Source organism: Fontimonas sp. FW305-C-3 (assembly GCF_058783185.1).
This window is the reverse complement of the sequence record NZ_JBYSYK010000004.1, coordinates 251,157-273,532: the sequence shown is the minus strand read 5'-3', so window position 1 is coordinate 273,532 and position 22,376 is coordinate 251,157. Positions and strand designations below refer to the sequence as shown.

The following is a 22,376-nucleotide window of genomic DNA, read 5'->3' as shown; positions in this document are numbered from 1 at the left end:
GTTCCTGGTGGCTTCAGCCTCGAAGTTTAGACGATGCCGGCGCCGCCGCTGCTCGCCCGGCGGCTGCGGGCCTTGCCGGCCCGGTACTGCGCGGCGCGGTAGGTCGCGATCGGCTCGATCGCGCCGCCGCGCTCGTGACGGCTCATCGCCAGGATCGGCGCGACGTCGACGTTGTACGCGCGGCGCAGGCTCTGGAACGCGAGCATGACGTCGTTGGACTGCTGATGTTCCGCCAGCGCGTCGCGGTCGACCAGCAGCGCGCGCACGTAGGCGCCGGCAATCGCTTCGGCGCTCGACAGCAGGCTCTCGATCGGATCGGTGACGTTGTGCGACTGATCGATCATGTAGGCCGGGTTGAAGTCCTGCGGCGCGCGCAGCTCGGCTTCGACCAGTTCGTTGAAGACGAGGAACAGCTGGTGCGGATTGATCGAGCCGGAATCGAGATCGTCGTCGCCGTACTTGGAGTCGTTGAAGTGGAAGCCGCCGAGCTTGCCGAAGCGGTGCAGGCGCGCCACGATCTGTTCGATGTTGACGCTCGGCGCGTGATGGCCGAGATCGATCAGGCACTTCGCCTGCGGGCCCAGCGTCTGCGCGGCGAGGCAGCTGGTGCCCCAGTCCGAAATCACCGTCGAGTAGAACGCCGGTTCGTAGAGCTTGTGCTCGATCAGCATCTGCCAATCCGACGGCAGCGCCTTGTAGATCTCCGCGGCGGATTCCAGATAGCGATCCAGCGCACCGTGCAGCGAGGACTGCCCGGGAAAGTTGCTGCCGTCGCCGACCCACACCGTGATGGCCTTCGAGCCGAGACCGACACCGAGCCTGATGCATTCGATGTTGTGCTCGACCGCCTGACGCCGCACCTTGGGATCGCTATGCGACAGCGAGCCATGCCGATAGCTCTGCGCCTGGCCGGCCTGATCCTGGAAGGTATTGGAGTTCACCGCATCGAAGCCCAGGCCCAGCGCTTCGGCTTCAGCCTTGATCTGCTTTGCATCGCCGACCTTGTCCCACGGGAAGTGCGGCGAGACGCGCGGCGTCATGCGGCCGAGCTGCTGGACGACGGCGCAGTCCTCAAGCTTCTCGTGCAGATTGGTCGGCTCGCCGGCGATCGGGAACCGCGCGAAGCGCGTGCCGCCAACACCGACGCCCCAGCTCGGCTGCGCGAGTTCGAAGGCCTTTAGCCGCTCCTTGATCGCGTCGATCTTGATGCCGCGCCGCGCCAGCGTGCGGCCGAGCGCGAAATAGTCTTCCTGCACGCCGGACAGCAGGCGGTCGTTTTCGGTCTTGATCAGGTCGGTGCTGATCGGCAGCTGCGTGTTGCTCATGACATGTTCTCCTGGCGCTGCATTTCTTCTTCAGACGCAAACCACTGACCGTTCGCATCGAGTGCCGCGCGCAGAGCGCGCGGTGTATCGAGATGCCGCACCTGCAGCGCCGATGTCTCGATACACCGCACGCTGCGCGTGCGGCACTCGACACGAACGGACCGAGCATGCGCTCTCATGACGACCACTTACCGCGTAAACGCCTGCGCATTCCCCGCATCGACGTTGATGATATTCCCGGTCGACTTGGCCGCCGCATCCGACGACAGGAACAGCACCGCCTCGGCGATATCCTCCGGCAGCACGTCGCGCTTGAGCAGGCTGCGCGCGCGGTAATGCTGCTCGAGCGCTTCGCCGGAGTCGATGCCGTAGGCCTGCGCGCGCTCCTTGCGCCAGTCGCCGTCCCAGATGCGTGAGCCGCGGATGACCGCGTCCGGATTGACGACATTGACGCGGATGCCGCTAGCCGCGCCTTCGAGCGCGAGGCAGCGCGCCAGATGCACCGATGCCGCCTTGGCGGACGCGTAGGCCGATGCTCCCGGCGTCGCCGACAGCGCATTCTTCGAGCCGATGAACACGATCGAACCGCCCTGCCTCTTCAGCAGCGGGAACGCCGAGCGCGACGTCAGGAAGTAGCCTTCGGCGAGCACGTCGTAGTTGCGCCGCCACAGTTCCACCGTGGTCTCCTCGATCGTGGCCGACGATGCGAGACCGGCATTGGCGACAAGGATGTCGAGGCCGCCGAACTCGCGCGCGCAGAACGCGAACGCGGCCGCAACCTGACGCTCGTCGGTGACGTCGCAGACCACCGAGCGCACGCGATCGGCGCCATGCAGCTTGCTGAGCTGGCGATCCATCGCGTCCAGCGCCGGCGCATCGCGATCGGCAATCACGACGCAGGCGCCTTCGCGCAGCAGGCGCACGGCCGTCGCCGCGCCGATGCCGCCGGCGCCGCCGGTGACGAAGGCAACCCGGCCGACCATCGGCTTGGGCGCCGGCATGCGGCGCAGCTTGGCTTCCTCGAGCGCCCAGTATTCGATGCCGAACGCTTCGCGCTCGTCGAGCCCGACGTAGCTGCCGATCGCGCCCGCACCGCGCATGACATTGATCGCGTTGCCGTAGAACTCGCCGGCCAGGCGCGCGGTGGTCTTGTCGGCGGCGAAGCTGAAGCGACCGACGCCGGGCACCAGCACGACGACCGGATTGGCGTCGCGCACCGGCGGATCGCCGGCCTTTGCGCAGCGCTGGTAGTAGGCCTTGTAGCCCTCGCGATAGCGGGCGATTTCCTGCTTCAGGTATTCATCGTCGCCGATGCGCGCGAGATCCAGCGGCAGCGGCGCGATCTTGGTGCGCAGAAAGTGATCCGGGCAGGACGTGCCGATCGCCGACAGGCGCACGCACTCGGCGCTGCCGACGAACTCCAGCGCTTCCGGGTCGTCGCTGAAATGACCGAGCTTGGGGCGGTCGCCCACCAGCAGCGCGCGCAGACGCGGCATCAGTTCGGCGGCGATGCGGCGGCGCTCGATCGGCTCCAGCGGCGCGACGATCTGGCCGCCGAAGGCTGCTGCCTTGGCGAGACGCTCGTTGAGATAACGCGCCGCCCGGGCGATCAGATCGATGGAGTTGTCGTAGCAGGCCTGCGCCGTGTCGCCCCAGCAGATCAGGCCGTGGCCGGCGAGCACGACACCGCGCAGCTGCGGGTTCTTCGCCACGTAGTCGCGCAGCCGCAGGCCGAGTTCGAAACCAGGCCGCTTCCAGGACAGCCAGCCGACCGCGCCGGCATACAGCTCGGCGGTGACCGCTTCGCCGTTGCTCGACGCCGCGAGCGCCGTCACCGAATCCGGATGCAGATGATCGACATGCGCGAACGGCAGGAAGGCATGCAGCGGCGTGTCGATGGACGCGGCGCGCGCATTGAGATTGAAGGTGCAGTGCGGCAGGTAGCCGACCATCTCGTCTTCGTAAGCGACGCCCTTGTAGAGGCGCTCGAGGCTGTGCAGCTTGTCCAGATAGAGCGTCGCGAAGCCATCGAGCTGCATCGAGCCGATGTCGCCGCCCGAGCCCTTGACCCACAGCACGGTCGTCGCCGAACCGCTGAGCGGATCGGTGCCGGCGATCTTGGCGGAGGTATTGCCGCCGCCGAAGTTGGTCACGGTCAGGTCCGAGCCCAGCAGGTTGGAGCGATACAGCAACAGCTCCTCCGGCGACTTGGCGGCGGCGTCCGCCGCGGACCAGCGATTGGCGGGAATGGCGAACGGCGAGGCCGATTTGGCGAATGGGTCTGAGCTTGTCATTGAGCCAATATAGTCTCATGACTGGTCTTTTTCAATCATTTTCGATCATAATAAATCTCGCGCATATCGGCGACCATGAGCGCGGCCACATCATGATTGGCCGGCGCCGGCGCGCAGGAGAATTCAGTGTTGCAGGGAAAAACCATCGTTCTGGACATCGGCAAGACGGTCAGCAAGCTGAGCGTTTGGGACGACCGCGGCGTCTGCCTGACGCAGCGCTCGCGGACCAACCGCGGCGGCGACGGCAGGACCGACGGCACGCTGGATGTCGAAGGCATCGACGGCTGGCTGTCCGACAGCCTCGCCGAGCTGGCCCAGCTGGGCGACATCCGCAGCATCATACCGGTCGGCCACGGCGCGGCGGCGGCCATCGTCCGCGACGGCCGGCTCGCCTGCCCGGTCAGCGACTACGAACAGGCCATCCCCGCCGAGCTGCGCGCAAGCTATGACAGCGAACGCGATCCTTTCATCGCGACGGGCTCGCCGCGCCTGCCCAACGGGCTCAACCTTGGCGCGCAGATTCATCACATCGAGGCGACCGCGCCCGATGCACTGAGCGGCGGTGCGCAGATCATCCCCTGGCCGCAGTTCTGGGCCTGGAAACTCTGCGGCGTCGCCGCCTCCGAAGTCAGCAGCCTCGGCTGTCATACCGATCTGTGGAATCCGCTCGCCAACACGCCGTCGGCGCTCGCCGTGCGTCGCGGCTGGGCCGCGCGCTTCGCGCCGCTGCGCGCTGCGCACGAGGTGCTCGGCACGCTGAACGCGGAATGGTCGGCGCGCACCGGCCTGTCGCGCGAAGTGCAGGTGCTCTGCGGCCTGCACGATTCGAATGCCGCATTGCATGCCACGCGCGGCGCTTCGGCGTTTGCCGCCGGCGATTCAACGATCGTGTCGACCGGCACCTGGTTCGTCGCGATGCGCACGCCGGCCGCCGGCGCGACGCTCGATCTGTCGCGCATGGCCGAAGACCGCGACTGCCTGATCAACGTCAACGTCGAAGGCCGGCCGATTCCCTCGGCACGCTTCATGGGCGGCCGCGAACTGATGCTGCTCGGCAACGGCGCCGATCTGGCGAAGCAGCCGACCTCGCCCGGCGCGCTGCAGGACGTCGTCAACGCCGGCACGATGATCCTGCCGAGCCTGGTCGACGGCGTCGGACCGTTTCCGCGCGCGCGCGGCCGCCGCGTCGGCCATCCCGGCACGCCGGATGCGCAGGTCGCCTGCATCGCGCTGTACAGCGCGCTGATGACCAACGTGATGCTGGAGCTGATCGGCACGCGCGAACGCGTGCTGATCGAAGGCCGCTTCGCCGAGTTCGACCTGTACGTCAGCGCGCTCGCGACCTTGCGCCCCGACCTGGAAATCTACGCTGGCGCCGCCGCCGAAGGCGTTGCGCTCGGCGCGCTGCGCCTGCTCGATCCGGCCTTGCAGCCGGCAACGCCGCCGACCCGCGTTTCGTCACTCAACATCGACCTGCACGCCTACCACGCCCATTGGCGTCATCTGGCGGAAACCACAGCCTCATGAAACCCGCATCCGTCAACGACTACCGCGAGCTCGCGCGGCGGCGCCTGCCGCATTTCCTCTTCGAGTACATCGACGGCGGCTCGTATGCCGAAGTCACGCTGCGCCGCAATGCCGACGATCTCGCGCAGATCGCGCTGCGCCAGCGCGTGCTGCGCGACGTCTCCGAGATCGATCTCGGCACGCAGTGGTTCGGCCAGCGTGTGAAGCTACCGGTCGCGCTCGCGCCGATCGGCCTCGCCGGCATGAACGTCCGCCGCGGCGAAGTGCAGGCCGCGCGCGCGGCGCGCGACGCCGGCGTGCCGTTCTGCCTGTCGACGGTGTCGGCCTGCCCGCTGCAGGAAGTCGTCGCCGGCGCGCAGACGCCGCCCTGGTTCCAGCTCTACATGATCCGCGACCGCGCATTCATGAACGACCTGCTTGATCAGGCGGCGGCTGCGAAATGCTCCGCGCTGATGTTCACCGTCGACATGCCGGTGCCCGGCTCGCGCTACCGCGACTACCGCTCCGGCCTTGCCGGCGCGCCCGGTCTCAGTGGTGCACTGCGTCGTTTCGGTCAGGCGACGCTGCGCCCGCACTGGGCCTGGGACGTCGGCGTCTGCGGTCGCCCGCACCAGCTCGGCAACGTCGCACCGGTGCTCGGCAAGAACACCGGCCTCGAGGACTTCTTCGCGTGGATGCGCAACAACTTCGATCCGCGCGTCAGTTGGAAGGATCTGGAGTGGGTGCGCTCACGCTGGCAGGGCCCACTGATCGTCAAGGGCATCCTCGACGCCGAAGACGCACGCGCCGCAGCGGATGCCGGCGCCGACGGCATCGTCGTGTCGAACCACGGCGGCCGCCAGCTCGATGGCGTGCCGTCGAGTGCGCGCGCGCTGCCGGCGATCGCCGACGCGGTGCGCGACCGCCTCACCGTGTTCGCCGACGGCGGCGTGCGCTCGGGCCTCGACGTCGTGCGCCTGCTCGCGCTCGGCGCGCATGGCGCGCTACTCGGCCGGGCGTGGGCCTTCGCGCTGTCCGGCCGCGGTCAGGCCGGCGTCGCGCACATCCTCGAACTGATCGCCGCGGAAATGCGCGTCGCGATGGCGCTGACCGGCTGCACTCGGGTCGCGCAGATCGATCGCAGCTGCATTGCGACAGCCTGAGCATCAAGGGAGCGCTGAACAAAACCACCGTCATTCTATGGGGGCTACTGCAGCGCGCCTCAGAACAAACTGCGCAGCAGCCCGTAGAACAGGATCGCGAAACCGCCGATCTCGCCGACGATCAGCGCGACCATGTACAACGTGATCAGCACGCCCGGCACGGTGCCGCGGCCGAGCACGTGCGGGCGCTTCAGCTGGTTGTCGGTGTCGCGCAGGATGCCGTGCAGGATGTACATCGCGATCGCCGAAGCGAAGAACAGGATCGGCACGGCGACGGCCCACAGCGTGCCGGTCGGGCCGAGCGGCGAGTACGGCACGAACGCCCGCAGCAGGATTGCCGAGAACGCGTACATCAGGCTCGTGCGATGCGCGATGTCGACATAGACCGGCGCCTGCGCCTGCGGCGAGCCCATGATCGCGAAGTACTTCCAGACGCCGGTCAGCAGGCCGCTGCTGAAGAAGACACCGGCAGCGAGCAGGCAGAACAGATCGGCGGTCACGGGTGTCTCTCCAGTTTGGCAAGTCCGGCTGCGATAGTACGCCTCGCCGCAAGCGTTCTGCTGATGCCCGCAGGCGCACTGCAGAGTTTTTCAGTCTCCGCGAATCACAAACACCTTCCGCTCGTCTCGAGTGCCGCGCCTCGGCGCGGTGTATCGAGAGACCCGAGCAGACCCCGGCCGAGTCCCAGCAGCATCAGCCCCAGCAACAACAGCGGACTCAGCGCACCGCTGCCGAAGCGCCCCGCATCGTCAGGCCGGCCCGCCGAACCTAGCGACTGCGACACCGGCGCCTCGCCGAGCGCCTCACCGCCCGGCCCGTTCGCGTAGCTGAGCCAGGGCACCGTCGGCTCGACGCCGATCCCCGGCAGCAGGTAGTTGCAGACGCCCTGCGGAAACGCAGCCTGCAGGCGTTGCCACTGCGCATCGCTGAACGACGCGCTGTAGTCGGCTCGATCCAGCGGCCGCAGCTGGCACTTGAAGATGTCGTCGGCCAACGGACCACCGGCGGCGATGCGCGGCGTGCCGAAGTGCGGGAACAGCTGCTCGCAGGTCTCCCAGTCGGTGACCTTCTGCCCGGCAATCCAGCAGGCGTCGACGGCATCGTCAGGCTTGTGGCGCCGCACCTTCTCTTCCTTCGGATCGTCACTCGTGTCCGCCTCGATGGCGAGCAGCCATCGGTCGAGCAGGTTCAGCGACTCCGCCCAGGACACCGGGTCCTGGAAGATCGGCACCGCGCCGACCCAGAGAATCTGGTTGTCGTGATGACCGTTCGCGGCGTCGAGGCGCGCGCGCATCGAGTAGCTGTGCACGTCGGTGTGGATCTCAAGCGACGAGGTGCCGCGCAGGTCGATGATCGGCACCTTGGCGGCTTCGCGCGGCTGCGTCACGCGGCCGCCGCGATACGCGACCTTCAGCGCGTCGGCATCGGCTTCGCTGCGCGTGTTCTGGAAATTCCAGTCGATGTCGATGCCGCCGATCTTCTCGTTGAGATCGACGAACTGCTCGGCGCTGATCAGGCCCTCCTCCAGCGCCTGCAGTCCGTACTGCACGCCGACATTGTCGTACGGCCGGTTCGCAAAACCGTCCTGCGTGCGGCGCCCCCACAGCGCGACCTGATAGTCCTGCACCGTGCAGCGCGTGCCCTGCGGATTGGTCTGCGCGTCGTAGACATAGCTGGTGTCGCCGCCGGAGGTCGTCGGGATGCCGGTCAACGCATCGCCCTGGCAGCCGGTCTCGTTATCCGGGTCCATCGTGATCTGTGCGTACGCGAAGTTCAGTGGCGGCGTCGCGAGGATCTGGCAACTCACCGGCGTCGCATAACCGGATACGAAGCCGCGCTGCAGCGGATTGGCCCAGTTCAACGGCGACAGGATCGTGAACACGTGCTGCATCAGGTTGCAGTCCTGCGCCGCGACGATCAGCTGCCACATGTCCGGAAAGCTCGCCGCCGGCTGGATGCCGTCGAGCAGGCCCGGATAGTTCGAAACGATCCAGTGCTGCTGGATCGAACCGCCGGACGCGCCGTTGCCGATCGTGTAGCGCACGTCGCCGTAGCGCTCGATGAAGTATTCCTTGAGCATCATCATCGACTCGGCGCTGACGACGTCGTTGCAGTTCTGGCCGAGGATGTTGAGATTCGAGGTCATCACCGAGAAACCGCGCGACAGCGCGGCGATGTCGCGCACTTCGATCGGCGAGCCCTGGCCATGACGCGCCTTGCAGTCGCCGCCGAAAGTCATCAGCAGCTTGCCGTTGAAGTTGTCGCGCGGCGTCCAGGCTTCGATGTCCGGCTGCGCCGGATCCCACAAGGTCGCTATCTTGAAGATGCCGCGGTCGATGACACCGGTCTCGACGCGGATGATGAACGGCACGGTCTTGCCTTCATCGGTCGTCGTCGTCGAGACGTCGTCCGGCGGATTCTGCGGATCGTAGTCCGGCATGATGCAGTTGCTGTAGATGCCACCGGTGTCGATGCTCGCGAACACCAGCGGCACGCAGTTCTGCGGAATGTAGTAATAGCTGTAGACCGACGCCGTCTCGCAGTACGGCGATTCGGACGGGCCAAGGCCGACCGCCTCGGTGCTGCAGGTCCAGGGCAGCACCTGCGGGCCGGCGAACACCGGGCCGTGCAGCGGATGGTTGCGGATCTGCAATGTCGCGCCGGCACCGCCGGGCAAGCGTGCGGTCACGCGATTCGCGCCTTCGGCAAGATCGTCGAGCAGGCCTTCGTAGCGGCCGTTTACGCGCGGTGCGAAAGCGGCGCTGACGTCGCGGCCATCGACATCGACGCGCAAGCCCGTCGCATCGGCACCCGCCGGCAGATCGACGACGACGCGCGCGTCACCGCCGCTGATCAGGTCGGCGCGGTTCGACAGCACACGGATCGCCACCTCGTCACTCGCAGGCGCGGCCGTGCCCGTCAGCGCGAGCAGCACGCCGCACAGCACCGCACGCCCGAAGCCCCCAAGCTTCAGTTGCGTCATACCTCCTCCTACCGCGACCCCAGCTGGTTCGCCGGGGCTTATCGATCAGGCCGTCTTGATCGCGGCCGCTGTCTGTAAACCGAGTTCGGCAATCGACTCTTCACGCATCTTGAACTTCTGGATCTTGCCGGTGACCGTCATCGGGAATGCGTCGACGAACTTCCAGTAGCGCGGCACCTTGAAACCGGCGATGCGCGCCTTGCAGTACGCGGTCAGCTCCTCGGCCTTCAGCTCCACGCCAGGGCGCGGCTTGATCCAGGCCATCACTTCTTCGCCGTACTTCTCGCTCGGCAGGCCGACGACCTGCACGTCGGCAACGCCCGGATGCGTGTACAGGAACTCCTCGATCTCGCGCGGGAAGATGTTCTCGCCGCCGCGGATGATCATGTCCTTGATGCGGCCGACGATCTTCAAGTAACCCTGCTCGTCCATCGTCGCGAGGTCGCCGCTGTGCATCCAGCCGTCGGCGTCGATCGATCTGTTGGTCGCCTCGCGGTTGTTCCAGTAGCCGATCATCACCGAGTAGCCGCGCGTGCAGAACTCGCCCTTCTCGCCGCGCGGCACCGTCTCGCCGGTTTCCGGATCGACGACCTTGACCTCGACATGCGGATGCACGCGGCCGACCGTCGACACGCGGTAGTCGAAGCTGTCGTCGGCGCGCGTCTGCGTCGAGATCGGCGAGGTCTCGGTCATGCCGTAGCCGATCGTCACCTCGCGCATGTTCATCAGCGTCGTGACCTTTTTCATGACCTCGACTGGGCATGGCGAGCCGGCCATGATGCCGGTGCGCAGCGTCGAGAAATCGAACTTCGCGAAGTCCGGATGATCGAGTTCGCCGATGAACATCGTCGGCACGCCGTACAGCGACGTGCAGCGCTCGGCCTGGACGACCTTCATGGTCTCCAGCGGATCGAAGCTCTCGGCCGGAATCACCATGCAGGCGCCGTGCGTCGTGCAGCCCAGATTGCCGAGCACCATTCCAAAACAGTGATAGAACGGCACTGGAATGCAGACGCGGTCCTGCTCGGTGTATTCGCAGGTCAGGCCGACGAAGTAGCCGTTGTTGAGGATGTTGGTATGGCTGAGCGTCGCGCCCTTCGGCAGGCCGGTCGTGCCCGAGGTGTACTGGATGTTGATCGGATCGCCGGCGGCAAGCTCCGCCTCGCGTGCCGCGAGCTGTGCTTCGCTGACAGCGGCGGCATCGGCCAGCAGCGCCTGCCACTCGCTGTCGAGCACCAGCGACTCGCGCAGCTGCGGGCAGCGCGGTTTCACCTCGGCCAGCATCGCGACGTAGTCCGAGGTGCGGAAGCTCTTCGACATCACCAGCAGGCTGATGCCGGACTGGTTCAGCGCGTACTCCAGCTCCGCCGTGCGGTAGGCCGGATTGACCGTGACGAGGATCGCGCCGATGCGCGCGGTCGCGTACTGGATGACGACCCACTCGTAACGGTTCGGTGCCCAGATGCCGACGCGATCTCCCTTGGCGACGCCGCGTGCCATCAGGCCGCGCGCGGCCTGGCCGACCTGCACCCAGAACTCGCGGTAGTTGGCACGGTAGTTCTGGTGCGGCACGACCAGCGCCTCGCGCTCGCCGAAGCGCTCGACGGTGCGCGCGAGGTTCTCGCCGATGGTCTCGGTCAGCAATGCGGGGCTGGTGTCGCCTTTGGCGATCGACAACTGGCTCATGATGTTCTCCTCGAAACCTGTTCTAACTGGCTTGTGCACCGCGCCAGCCGTACCAGGCAACGAGCAGGAAGCACGCCGCCGGCAACAGGAAGGCCATCGGCGTCCCATGCGATTCGGCGATCAGCCCCATCGGGTACGGCAGCAACACGCCGCCGCCGATCGCCATCACCATGATCGATGACGCCCGCTTGGTCTGCGCACCGAGGTCACGAACCCCGAGCGCGAAGATCGTCGCGAACATCGTCGACATGAAGAAAAACGATGCTACCAATGCAACTGTTGCAATGCGACCGGCGCCGCAGGCGATGACGATGCACAGCAGCGTGTTGATCACGCCGTAGGCCGTCAGGATCTTCTGCGGGGCGAGCCGCGTCATCAGCGCCGTCGTTGCAAAGCGCCCGACCAGGTAGCCGAACATCGCGAGCGACAGCAGGTAGGCGGCGCTCTGCGACGTCAGCTCCGGCTGCGCCTCGGTCGCGGCGTTGATGAAGAACGCACCGCAGCCGACCTGCGCGCCGATGTACAGCGCCTGGGTCAGCACGCCATAGACGAAATGCTTGCGCTGGCCGAGCGGCGCGGTGCTGCCACCGACGCTGGACTCAGGCTCGGCAATCTCCGGCAGGCGCACGCGCGACACGAACACTGCGTACAGCAGGATCGCGACGCCGATGATGCTGTAGGTGATCTGCACCGAATGCAGCTCGGTGCCGGCATCCTTGGCGCCGAAGAACACCGCGCCGCCGATCAGCGGGCCGATGAACACACCGACGCTGTTGAACGACTGCGCGAGGTTGAGGCGCTTGGGCGCGCCTTCCTGCGGGCCGAGCACATTGACGTAAGTGTCCGCCGCGGTTTCGAGGAAGCACAGCCCGGTCGCGAGCACGAACATCGCGCCGACGAAGAACGGGAAGCTGACCGCCTGCGCGGCCGGCACGAACAGGAACGCGCCGCAGGCGGCGATCACCAGGCCCGACAGCAGGCCGAACTTGTAGCCGCGCCGATGCAGCAGCGCGCCGGCCGGCAGGCTCATCGTCAGATAAGCGCCGAAGTAGGCGATCTGCAGCCAGGTCGACTCCGCCTTGCCGACGTGCAGCACTTCCTGGAAGTGCTTGTTGAGCACGTCGAGCAGGCCGTAGGCGAGGCCCCAGATGAAGAACGTGCTGATCGCGATCGTCAGCGGCGTGCGCAGTTCGGCTGCGGTCCAGTTGTTGCCCGGCTGTGACATTGAATCCTCTCCCCATCCTGCGCGCGGCCGTCACTCGCGCGTCGCGCGGATGGCGGTGCCTTGTTCAGCCCCTCAGAACGCGTATGCCCCTGCGCCTGCCCGATACACCGCATACCCCTCGCGCTCGACCTCGAACGTCGCGCCGGCCGGCGCCGTCGGCACAGCGGCGCCAGCCAGCGGCAGCCAGATTTCCGCATCGATGCCGGCGGGCACGTCGACCGTCAGCCGGTACCGACCGTCGACGCGCCGCCAGCTCGAGGCGAGCACGCCATACGGCGTGCGCACGCGGGCCTCGGCCGATTCCAGTCCTTCCGGCGGCTGAGGCTTGATCCGTGCCGTCGCATAACCCGGCGCGGTCGCGCGGATGCCGGCAAGGCTTTGATAGAAGTACGAACTGATCGACGCCCAGTAGTGATGGTCCCAGGAGCGCACCGACAGCTCCCAGGCTTCGGCCATCGTCGACAGGCCGCTTTCGATCCAGAAACCCCAGCTCGGCGCATCGGTGCGCGTCGCAACCTTGTAGGCGGTATCGACATAGCCGTGATCGGCAAGCATCGTCATCACATAGCGGCCGGCGTAGACGCCGCAGCCGAGGTGGTAGCCGCGCTTGACGATGTCTTCGTTGAGCCAGCGCATCACGGCGGCCTGCTTGCCGTCCGGCACGAGGCCGAAGGCGATCGCGAGGATGTTCGGCGTCTGCGCAAAGTCCTTGGTCGGCGCCGGCATCTTGTAGTAGTCGCCGGCGGCGTCCCAGTAGCGCGCGTTGTAGGCCTCGCGGACCTTCGCGGCGAGCGCGCGGTACTTCGCTTCGTCGTCGGGCTTGGCGAGCAGCTTCGCGCTGTTCGCAAGCAGGTTCAGCATGTGGAAGTAGTACGCGCTCGCGGTCGCGTCGATCGGGCCGTTCGGCTGCTGGCGCAGCGCCGCGATCAGACCGCCCGGCGGCATCACCGCGGCGTACTCGCCGAGCATGAAGTTGTTCGGATTGCGGTAGCTGAGCTTGTCCGCGGTGAACCAGCTGCCGGTGTAGTCGACGAGCGCCTTCTGCGTCGCATACATCTCGGCGAGGATGCGCGTATCACCCTGCTGCTCGTACAGCTCCCAGGGCAGGATGAAGGTCGCCGCATCCCAGCTCGGCACCGGTCCCCAGACCGCGCCCCAGCCCGGTGTGTCCTCGTAGCCGTAGTACGGCGTCGTCGGGATCACCTCGGGGATTTCGCCCTTCGGTGATTGCGCATCGCGGAAATCGGCGAGCCACTTGGTCCAGACGCGCGCGACGTCGAAGTTGAGGATCGCCGCGAGCGCGGAAGCCTGCGCGTCGCCGGTCCAGCCGTTCTTCTCATAGGTCGGCGTGTCGGTCTGGTTGCCGAACATGTTGTTCAGCAGCGTGTTGCGCGCCGCGGCCTGGATCTTGTTCAGCAGCTCGTTGCTGCTCGTGAAGCTCGCCGAGGTGTCGACGTCGGAGTGCATCAGCTTCGCGCCGAGCGCGGCGAGTGTCGGCTTGCCGGGGAAGCCTTCGACCTGCACGTAGCGCAGGCCGCTGTAGCCGAACTGCGGCGACCACTTTTCAGCGCCCTCGCCGGACAGCGTGTACTGGTCGGTCTGCAGCTGCGTGTCGACGAGGCCGCTGGCGATCGCGACCGTGCCGTCGTCCTTGAGCTTCTCGGTCTGGATCATCCGCACCGTCGTGCCGCGCGGTCCCTTGACGTTGAGCTGCAGGCGGCCGGAGAAGATGCGGCCGAAGTCAAAAATGTAGATGCCGGGCTTCGGCTCAGTGATCGCGACCGGCTGGATCGCGCCGGTGATGCCGATCGGCTCCTGCGCCGCGGCGCTGAGCTTGCCGGCCGGACCGGCAACGACGTTCGCCGCGGACCAGCGGCTGTCGTCGAAACCATTCTTCTGCCAGTGCTTCGGCAGCAGGCGCGCGTCGTAGCGCTCGCCGGCATAGACCGAGTCGTGCCGCGTCGGGCCGTCAATCGTGCGCCACTCGCCATCGGTGCCGATGACCTGCCGCTTGCCGTCGGCGAACAGCACTTCCAGTTGCGCACGCAGCGCCGGCGCCGCATGCCAGGGCGCCATGTGCCAGTACCACTCGTTCGGTTCGGTGACGCCGTACCAGCCGCGGCCGAGCTCCGCGCTCAGCACGTTGGCGCCGCTGCGCAATGCAGCGGTGACGTCAAAGCTGCGGACCAGTACGCGCTTGCTGTAGTCGGTGTAGCCGTCCTGCATCGCCTCGCCGATCTGCGTGCCGTTGATCGCAAGGCTCGGCAGGCCGCCGGCCGCAACGTAGAGGCGCGCGGACAGGGGTTGCGCGCCGAGCTCGAACGCGCGGCGCAGCAGCGGCGCCGGCGCGGCGATCGGCAGCACCAGGTCCTTGTCCGGCACACCGGCCGCAACCTGCAGGCCCTTGGCGACGAGCGTGCCGCCGGTGAACGGATTGATGCCGTCGCTGAAGTCCGTCTTGAACGCGCCGTCGGCACTCTGCACTTCAACGGCATGGACGATGGCGGCATCTTCCTGCGGTGAGAAGAATCCGATCGTGCCATTGGTTTGCGCGCTGTCGGTACTGCTGTCGACAACGCTGCCGTCGATGAGCGTGACGATGCGGTCGCCGCTGACGTCGATCTGCAGCTGATGCGGTTTGGCGATCCAGCTCGCCGCATCGGTCGCCAGCGTCAGCGTCTTCAGCGTCGCGACGTTGACCTTCGAGCTGTTGCCGCCGACGTAGCGGCGCAGCTGCTGGATCAGGCGCACCTGTCCGCCTTCCTGCACGACATTCCACAGATAGGCTTCGCCGTAGGTCTTGCCGACCGGGCGCGCACGGAACAGCGTGCCGAAGGATTTTCCGGTCAGCGTGAAGTCGACCGTCAGCTTGGCATCCTTCCAGTCGTGATCGACGTCGGTGCGGCCGGAGATCCACTGCGCGGTCCAGTCGCCATCCTGCAGCCCCGTCTCCAGCCACGCGGGCTGGCTCCAGCCGGACGCGCGATCGCTGCCGTCCCAGGTCTGCACCTGCCACCAGTAGCGCGTACGCGTCGCCAGCGCCGGACCGGCATACGCGACCTGATGGCTCGCCGCGGACACGACCTTGCCGCTGTCCCACAGTGCCGCGGTTTCGAGTTCGCTTGCAGAAGCTGCGAAGCGCAACCGGTAAGCGGTCTGCCTGCCGTCGCTGCCCAGTGCGGGCAGCCGCCAGTCCAGGCGCGGCTGCGCAACGTCGATACCCAGCGGCGCGCGCGCGTACTCGGCGCGCAGCACGGTCGGCACCGCAGCCGGCGCATCCTGCGTGCTGCGGACGGTGTTGGCCGCACATCCGCCGAGCAGGGAGATCGCCATTGCGCTGACTGCAGCGGCCAGACCGCGGGCTTGCTTCGACGTCGTTCGGGCTGGCATCTGCTGTTCCTGTGTGCTGTGTCTTACGGCGCCGGCTTGAGCATGCCCAGACCGTCGAGCCAGGTCGTCAGCTGCTCGGTCCAGACGTCGCTTTCCTTGTTCTGCTTCTTCATGCCGAAGCCATGACCGCCGTTCGCGTAGTAATGCGCTTCAACCGGCCGGCCGGCGGCGCGCCACGCAGCCTCCAGCGGCTTGGAGCCGGGTGCAGTGATGCTGTCGTCGTTGGCGGCGGCGATGAACAGCGGCGGCGCGGCGTCCGGCACCTTGGCGATCGTGATCGGCCCGGCGTAGATCGCCGCGAAGAAATCCGGCCGGCTCGCGGCGTCTTCGGAGATCGCGACGCCGGTGCCCGCGGCACCGCCGGCGGAAAAGCCGATGAAGCCGACGCGATCCTTGGCGATGCCGAACTCGGCGGCGCGGCTGCGCAGCAGCTTCACCGCTTCGCGGCCGTCGGCGATCGCCGGCGGGCTGTACTTGTTCATGTCGTCGAGCAGCGCCGGGCCCGGCTTGAACAGCGGCGTCAGGATGCCGATCAACTGGCCCGCGAACATCGCATCCGACGCGGCGGTCTCGGCGAGCCGGTAGCGCAGCAGCAACGCAGTGAAGCCCTTGCTGCTGAGCCAGTTCGCCACCTGGATGCCTTCCGAATCGATCGACAGGAAGCGGAACGCGCCGCCCGGCGCGACGATGACGGCGGTGCCGTTGGCCGTCGCCGGGTCGGGCTTGAAGACTTCGAGCGTCGGCGACACGACGTTACGCACGACACGGTCGCCCCACATCATCTTGCTGTCCTGCTCGACCTGCTTCCAGGACTCGGAGCCCGGCGCGACGCCGGGCCAGACCTTGATCAGCGGACGCTCCGGCGCTGCCGCGGAGTCCGCCGCCTGCACACTCTGCGCGAGCAAGGCCGTCGATATACCGAGCAGCAACCGGCGAAAAACCTGACTCATCGAAAACTCCTAGAACCGCACGCCCAGAGAAACGCCAAAGAAGCGGAAAGATTCGGTGTATAGCGCCTGCCCTGAGGTATCGATACCCGGCGAGCTCGCCGAGCTCAACAGATACGGCGCGAACATGAAGGCCGGATTGCGCTCCTCGGTCAGGTTGCGGCCGAAGAACGACAGCTCCCAATTGTCTTCCGCGCTGCGGATGCCGATGCGCGCGCCGATGATCGTGCGGGCGCCAACCTCGGTGCGCGTATCCGGCGCGGCGCTGAAATGCATCTCCGAGCGGTAGACCACGTCCGACGAGATGAAGCCGCGCGAGCCGAACGGCATGTTGAACGAGTACTCCGGTGAGAACGTCACCTTCCACTTCGGCGCGACGACCAGCTGGCGCCCACCGATATCCTGCGTGGTTTCCGGATCGGTGTCCGGGCAGGCGTCGCTGACCTGCAGGCAGGCGCCGCGGTAGCCGTCCGGATAGACCGCCGAGTTGTAGAGGAAGCCGGCGTTGAACATCAGGTTCTCGGACAGGAAGCCGAGCAGGTCGAGCTCGACGCCCTTGGTGACGAGCTCGGGAATGTTGGTCGGCGTGAAGCTGGCCTGGCCGTTGAACACCGAGGCCTGGAAATCCTTGATCGTCGTGTGGAAGATCGCCGCGTTGGCGGCAATCGCGCCGCCGAACAGCGTCGCCTTCACGCCGAGCTGGTAGTCCATCGGATACTCAGGCCGCACCACGTTGATCTCCGCCGGCGTCGGCAGCGAGATCGGGTTGAGTCCGGGAATCAGGTTCGGCGGCACGAAGACGATCTGCGGTCCCTTGTAGCCGCGCGAGGCGGTGAAGTAGGCCATCAGGTCGTCGGTGAAATCGAACTGCAGGCCGGCGCGCCAGGACACCGCATCGACCTTCTCGCGGCCGAGCAGATCCTGCGCCTGCGGAATGATGATCGGATTCGGCAGCAGCGAGCTCTGAATGCCCAGGTACGACGACGACACCATCTGCACGTCGTCGCGCGTGTAGCGTGCGCCGGCAATCAGCTTGAGCGGGTCGGTGATCTGGAACGTGAACTGCGCGAACACCGCGGCGCTCTCGACGTCCGCCGTGTACTGGTTCGGCTGATACAGGCCGACGATATCGCCGAGGCAGATGCCGAGCGCGGTGCACAGCGAGATCGGAATGACGCCGGTACCCAGAGAGGCCAGCATGTCCGGACCGATCAGCTGGTCCAGGTCATTGGGCACATGCGAGTCGGAGTAGTACAGACCGGCGACGTACTTGAAGCGATCTTCGCTCGGCGACGCGATGCGGATCTCCTGCGAGAAGACGCGGTTGTTGAAGGCGTTGGCGTTGTTGTAATAGTTGCCGTTGATGCCGTCGACGTCGATCTCGTTGTACTGCGTGTAACGCCGCATCGCCGTGATCGAGTTGACCGTGTAGTCGTTGATCGCCCACTCGAGCTGACCCGAGTAACCCCAGGACTTGCCGCGGTTGAAGGTCGGATCGTTGTTGCAGGTGATGTTGTTGTCCTCGCTGGCGAAAGTGCCGTTGCAGCGCGTGATCGGCTGCGGCTCGCCGGTCTCGGCGTCGTTGTAGCGCGCGTAGGTCAGGTAGATCTGCTCCGAGGTGTACTGCTCCTCGTAGTCGGCGATCAGGTTCAGCGTCAGCGACGGCGTGATGTCCCACAGGAAGCGGGCGCGGGCGCCCTTGATGTTCTGTTCGCTGTCCTCGTTGCGGACGGCGTTGTGATAGAAGCCGCTGGTGTAGGTCTGGCCGCCGTTGATGCGGATCGCCGCGGTATCGCTGAGCGGGATGTTGGCGCTGGCCTGCAGCAGCCGGTAGTCCCATTCCGAACCGAGATCGCCGCGGATGCCGGCACTGAAGCGGCTCGGGTCCGGCGCGTTGGTGCTGATGCTGACGACGCCGGCCGATGCGTTCTTGCCGAACAGCGTGCCCTGCGGGCCGCGCAGGATCTCGACGCGGCCGACATCGAACAGGCTGACCGACGGCGCCTTGCCGAGCACGACGCCGTCGACGACCAGCGACACCGCCTGCTCGGCGGTGACGCTGAAGGATTCTGTCGAGATGCCGCGGATGCTGATGCGCGTGTCGGAGTTGCCCGGCTGGCCGTTGACCTCCAGCGCCGGCGCCAGACGGCTGAGGTCGGTGATCTGCGTGACGTTGGCCGCTTCCATCTGCTTCTGGTTGACGACCGTGATCGCGACCGGCACGTCCTGCAGGCGCTCGACGCGGCGCTCGGCGGTGACGACGATCGAGTCGAGCTTGGTCGACTTCGGATCGAACTTCTCGGTGACAGCCTCAGCCGGCGGCGCCGCCGCGGTGTCGACGGCAATCGTCGGCACCGTCTCCGCAGCAGGCTCGTCCGCCGGCGCTACGGCGGCGGATGCGCCCTCCGTCGCCGCCGGATCCGCCGCGGCCTCGCCGTTCGCCGCTTCCGGCTCGGTCGGCTCCGCGAACAACTGGTCCACCGCATCCGGTGCTGCTTCTTCCTGCGCATAAACCGGTGCTGCCGCCAACAGCAGCCCGCAAGCCGCCGCCAGCGCATTCGCCTTGATCTTTCTCATGGTCTCCCCCCGTTTCTCTTCTACTTCTTCTTGCCCGGCGCGACGCAGCTGAAGTTGCTCGCGTCGTCGGTCGATCCCGTGCCCTTGTACTTGGCGGATTGCGGATACGGACACAAGGGCCGCGTGCGCAGCGGCTCGCCCGGCGGGAAGCCCAGCAGTCGCGCGTAGTCGACGGCGTACTTGGACGCGATCACTTCCTTCGGTGCTTCACCGTTTTCGACCCAGGCCTCCATCTTGGCGAGCATGTCGAAATCGTTCGGACCAGGACCGCCGAGGCAGTGCGCCATGCCGGGTGCGAGGTAGAAGCGCATGAACTCGTCGGTCTTCTGCGGACCGACCTTGGCGCGGACTTTCTCGTAGTACTCGATCGTGCCGTTGGCGGTCAGCGCCGCGTCGGCCCAGCCGTGATAGAGGATCAGCTTGCCGCCGCTCTTCGCGAACGGCCCGAGATCCGGGCTGGCGTTGATGATGCCGGCCGCCTTGCTCTCGCCAAGGGCAATGTCTTTTTCGAAGTTCATCTTCGACAGGTCCCACGACGGATCGCCGAACACGATGTAGCGGAAGAACTCCGTCGAGAAGAACGCATGCTTGGAGAACGGCGCGGTGATCCACTCGCCCCACTGCACGGCCTCGACGCCCGGCGGGAAGCCCGGATAGATCGGCTTCTTCTGTGCATCGACCGGACCCTGGTAAATCTTCTTGACCAGATCGACCTGGCCGGCGGTCAGGCAGTCCGCGGCATCGGCGCCCTTGCACTGCAGCACCTTCGGATCGAACTTGCACTGGCGCGGATCTTCGAGCACTTCATCCTTGACGCCGTCGAGCGCATCGCATTTCTCGAGCACGGCCTTGGTCAGCAGCTGCAGCTTCGTGTCCGGCATGCCTTCCTTGGTCGCCGCAACCGCGCGCGCGTTCCAGGCCATGCCGGCCAGTGCCTTGGTCCAGGGATTCGCCGGCGCGCCGGAGATGATGCCGTCGAAATCGTCCGGATAGCGGTTCGCCGCCTGCAGCGCTTCGCGGCCGCCGTTCGAGCAACCCTGAAAGTAGGACTGCTTCGGCGCCGCGCCGTAGTAGGCGTTGATCAGCGTCTTCGCCGCGACCGCGGTGTAGTGATTCGAGCGGTAGCCGTAGTCGAGCAGCTTGTCCGGCGCGTTCATCGCCCACGAGGCGCCCGAGTCGCTGGTCTCGCCCATCGCCGAGCCGACATGTCCGGTGTCGGTGCCGGCCGATGCATAGCCGCGCGCGACGGCGCCGCCCATGAACAGGTAAGGCGACGTGAAATCACCACCGTAGCCCGCGTTGCCGGCGCCGATGAACTTGCCGTTCCATTCTGCCTTCGGCGGCAGCCAGACTTCGATGCGGATGCTCGATCCCGGATTCGGCGTCAGCGTTGCCTCGATGCGGCAGTACGCGGCCTGCACCGGCAGCGGCGGCACGCCCTTGAGGCCGATGTCGATCGTGTCCGGCGGTGCGACGCTGTGCGTCGCGACGATCTTGCCGTCCGCGAGCACGGTGTTCTTCAGCGCCTCGCAGGGCGATCCTGCAGCGGCGCCACCGTCAGCGGCGACCGCAGCCGGCGCGGCGCTCGCGCTGCCGGCAAAGTGCTTCGTGATCGCGTCGAGTCCGGGCGTGCCCGCCTTCGCGACCGCAACGCCGCCGGCGCCGATGTCGTACAGCTGGTCGGCCGCCGGATCATAGGTCTTCCAGCTGCCGACGCCTTCGCTCTGCGGCACACCGGTCTTCGCGAACGACACCCACAGCGCGCCGAGCTTCGCCGCGGCGGCGCGATCGGCATCGCTGATGTCTTCGCCACTGGCTTCGAGCTTGTCGAACACGAACGGCACGTCCGACGCGTGCGGCGCGCCCTTGAGATCGTCGCGCTTGTCTTCGATGACATAGCTGAAACGATACAGGTAGGTCGGCTGATTCTTCGTCGCAAGTGCTGCGATGGCGCGCGCTGGCTCGACGAACGTCAGATCGCTGGCGAAGCTCGCATCGAAGGCATCGCGCGAACCGTAAGCCTGGATCACCGCATCCTTGCTCGCGCCCAGGCGCGGCAGCAGTTCCTTGATGAAACCGCCCTTGAACATGCCGGGGATCGCACCCCACTCGTCGCTGTTGGCGCCGATCAGCAACGGCAACTTCTGCTGCTGCCCGGCATTGAAGCCGTCCACCACGCCCTGCTTGACGATGCGCCCGTCGATCATCGCGCCGGCCCAGGTCTTCTTCTCCGGATTCAGCAGGCTGATGTCGCCGAGCACCTTGTCGGCCGGCAGCGCGCGCAGCTGCGCCGCGGTCGCGTCCTTGAGCTTCACATCCTTGGCGAACGCGACACCAAGCGTTTCCGCGGACGGCTTGTCCGGCTGATCCTTGCGGATGTCCGGCCACTGGTCGCGGCCGCCGCCGGACTGGCTGATCGCCTGCGCGAACAGGCCCTTCGCGGCGTCGCTGAGCAAGAGGTTGTTGACCGAGTTGCCGCCCGCGGATTCGCCGAAGATCGTGACCTTGGCCGGGTCGCCGCCGAAGGCCGCGATGTTGCGCTGCGTCCACTGCAGCGCGGCGATCTGGTCCATCAGCGCGTAATTGCCCAGCGCGGCGTCCGCACTTTCCGCACTCAAGGCCGGATGCGCGAAGAAGCCGAAGCGGCCAAGACGATAGTTGATCGTGACAACGACGACGCCCCGCGCGGCGAGCTTGTCGCCGATCGTCAGCGGCGAAGAACCCGAACCGCTCGTGAAGCCGCCGCCGTGGATCCACAGCATCACCGGCAGCTTCGCATCGGCCTTCGCGTTCGGCGTCCAGACGTTGAGGTACAGGCAGTCTTCGCTGGTCGGCTGCGACGACATTGCTTTGTCCCAGAACATGCGGTTCTGCATGCAGTCGTTGCCGAACGCACTCGCGTCGCGCACGTCGGACCACGGCTTGACCGCCGCAGGTGCGCGCCAGCGCAGATCGCCGACCGGCGCAGCCGCATAAGGAATGTTCTTGAAGGCGGTGACGTCGTTGCTGCGCGCGCCGCGCAATGCACCGGACTCGATCTTGACGATGTCCGCTTCAGCCGCACTGGCGATACCAGCGGCGAACACAAGACCAAATGCGAGGGAAACGCCGCGGGCCACTTTGCTGTTACGCATGAACTGCTCTCCTGCCAGATGCTGAAGATGCATCGATCAAGGACCGTGCATTTCTTTTATTAACCGACTGTATAATGAACTCAGGATAGCGCATGCCGGCGCGATGTGGAAGATGGCTGTTGTGTCAGACACTGCCGACACGCACA

General features: G+C 66.6%; 12 protein-coding genes. 2 read left to right on the top strand and 10 right to left on the bottom strand.

Translation table 11 applies throughout. The annotated features are described in order from the left end of the window. Positions 1–26: 26 nt before the first annotated feature. Together rhaI and AC3WUF_RS16660 are read right to left on the bottom strand one after the other, a co-directional pair. A complete protein-coding gene (gene rhaI, locus AC3WUF_RS16665) occupies positions 27–1,325 on the bottom strand; it encodes an L-rhamnose catabolism isomerase (protein WP_492427647.1) in 1,299 nt (432 codons plus the stop codon). 188 nt (positions 1,326–1,513) lie between these two features. Further along, on the bottom strand, positions 1,514–3,619 hold the full coding sequence (locus tag AC3WUF_RS16660; RefSeq protein WP_492427645.1) for a bifunctional rhamnulose-1-phosphate aldolase/short-chain dehydrogenase: 2,106 nt from the start codon (positions 3,617–3,619) through the stop codon (positions 1,514–1,516). Between the two features lie 126 nt (positions 3,620–3,745). On the opposite strand from AC3WUF_RS16660, the gene AC3WUF_RS16655 reads away from it, so the two are divergent. Together AC3WUF_RS16655 and lldD are read left to right on the top strand one after the other, a co-directional pair. Continuing rightward, positions 3,746–5,146, top strand: a complete 1,401-nt coding sequence (locus AC3WUF_RS16655; protein ID WP_492427643.1) for an FGGY-family carbohydrate kinase — start codon at positions 3,746–3,748, stop codon at positions 5,144–5,146. Further along, on the top strand, positions 5,143–6,288 hold the full coding sequence (lldD, locus tag AC3WUF_RS16650) for an FMN-dependent L-lactate dehydrogenase LldD (RefSeq protein WP_492427641.1): 1,146 nt from the start codon (positions 5,143–5,145) through the stop codon (positions 6,286–6,288). The genes AC3WUF_RS16655 and lldD overlap by 4 nt, the downstream gene beginning before the upstream one ends. A gap of 59 nt (positions 6,289–6,347) precedes the next feature. On the opposite strand, the gene AC3WUF_RS16645 is transcribed toward lldD, so the two are convergent. The 8 genes from AC3WUF_RS16645 to AC3WUF_RS16610 all read right to left on the bottom strand — a co-directional run bounded on the left by AC3WUF_RS16645 (position 6,348) and on the right by AC3WUF_RS16610 (position 22,230). After that, on the bottom strand, positions 6,348–6,788 hold the full coding sequence (locus AC3WUF_RS16645; RefSeq protein ID WP_492427639.1) for a hypothetical protein: 441 nt from the start codon (positions 6,786–6,788) through the stop codon (positions 6,348–6,350). Between the two features lie 104 nt (positions 6,789–6,892). Then, positions 6,893–9,271: a DUF6351 family protein gene (locus AC3WUF_RS16640; protein ID WP_492427637.1), complete on the bottom strand. Its 2,379-nt coding sequence runs from the start codon at positions 9,269–9,271 to the stop codon at positions 6,893–6,895. 45 nt (positions 9,272–9,316) lie between these two features. Beyond that, positions 9,317–10,957: an AMP-binding protein gene (locus AC3WUF_RS16635; protein ID WP_492427635.1), complete on the bottom strand. Its 1,641-nt coding sequence runs from the start codon at positions 10,955–10,957 to the stop codon at positions 9,317–9,319. Between the two features lie 22 nt (positions 10,958–10,979). After that, positions 10,980–12,182: a sugar MFS transporter gene (locus AC3WUF_RS16630; RefSeq protein WP_492427634.1), complete on the bottom strand. Its 1,203-nt coding sequence runs from the start codon at positions 12,180–12,182 to the stop codon at positions 10,980–10,982. Between the two features lie 72 nt (positions 12,183–12,254). Beyond that, positions 12,255–15,572 carry a family 78 glycoside hydrolase catalytic domain gene (locus AC3WUF_RS16625; protein ID WP_492427632.1) on the bottom strand — a complete coding sequence of 1,106 codons (3,318 nt, stop codon included), beginning with the start codon at positions 15,570–15,572 and terminating at the stop codon, positions 12,255–12,257. A 23-nt stretch (positions 15,573–15,595) separates the two neighbouring features. Then, positions 15,596–16,522, bottom strand: coding sequence for an alpha/beta hydrolase (locus tag AC3WUF_RS16620; RefSeq protein WP_492427630.1), 927 nt, complete (start codon positions 16,520–16,522; stop codon positions 15,596–15,598). Between the two features lie 9 nt (positions 16,523–16,531). Further along, complete coding sequence (locus tag AC3WUF_RS16615; RefSeq protein WP_492427628.1) at positions 16,532–19,096, bottom strand: TonB-dependent receptor; 2,565 nt, start codon at positions 19,094–19,096, stop codon at positions 16,532–16,534. 20 nt (positions 19,097–19,116) lie between these two features. Beyond that, positions 19,117–22,230 (bottom strand): tannase/feruloyl esterase family alpha/beta hydrolase, encoded by a 3,114-nt coding sequence (locus tag AC3WUF_RS16610; protein ID WP_492427626.1) that lies wholly within the window; start codon positions 22,228–22,230, stop codon positions 19,117–19,119. Positions 22,231–22,376 lie beyond the last annotated feature (146 nt).

What these genes read in the sequence shown, in the direction of transcription:
- AC3WUF_RS16615 (WP_492427628.1), bottom strand. Translation starts at nt 19,096, where the DNA reads ATGAGAAAGATCAAGGCGAATGCGCTGGCGGCGGCTTGCGGGCTGCTG.
- AC3WUF_RS16635 (WP_492427635.1), bottom strand. Translation starts at nt 10,957, where the DNA reads ATGAGCCAGTTGTCGATCGCCAAAGGCGACACCAGCCCCGCATTGCTG.
- AC3WUF_RS16640 (WP_492427637.1), bottom strand. Translation starts at nt 9,271, where the DNA reads ATGACGCAACTGAAGCTTGGGGGCTTCGGGCGTGCGGTGCTGTGCGGC.
- AC3WUF_RS16625 (WP_492427632.1), bottom strand. Translation starts at nt 15,572, where the DNA reads ATGCCAGCCCGAACGACGTCGAAGCAAGCCCGCGGTCTGGCCGCTGCA.
- lldD (WP_492427641.1), top strand. Translation starts at nt 5,143, where the DNA reads ATGAAACCCGCATCCGTCAACGACTACCGCGAGCTCGCGCGGCGGCGC.
- AC3WUF_RS16660 (WP_492427645.1), bottom strand. Translation starts at nt 3,619, where the DNA reads ATGACAAGCTCAGACCCATTCGCCAAATCGGCCTCGCCGTTCGCCATT.
- AC3WUF_RS16620 (WP_492427630.1), bottom strand. Translation starts at nt 16,522, where the DNA reads ATGAGTCAGGTTTTTCGCCGGTTGCTGCTCGGTATATCGACGGCCTTG.
- rhaI (WP_492427647.1), bottom strand. Translation starts at nt 1,325, where the DNA reads ATGAGCAACACGCAGCTGCCGATCAGCACCGACCTGATCAAGACCGAA.
- AC3WUF_RS16630 (WP_492427634.1), bottom strand. Translation starts at nt 12,182, where the DNA reads ATGTCACAGCCGGGCAACAACTGGACCGCAGCCGAACTGCGCACGCCG.
- AC3WUF_RS16610 (WP_492427626.1), bottom strand. Translation starts at nt 22,230, where the DNA reads ATGCGTAACAGCAAAGTGGCCCGCGGCGTTTCCCTCGCATTTGGTCTT.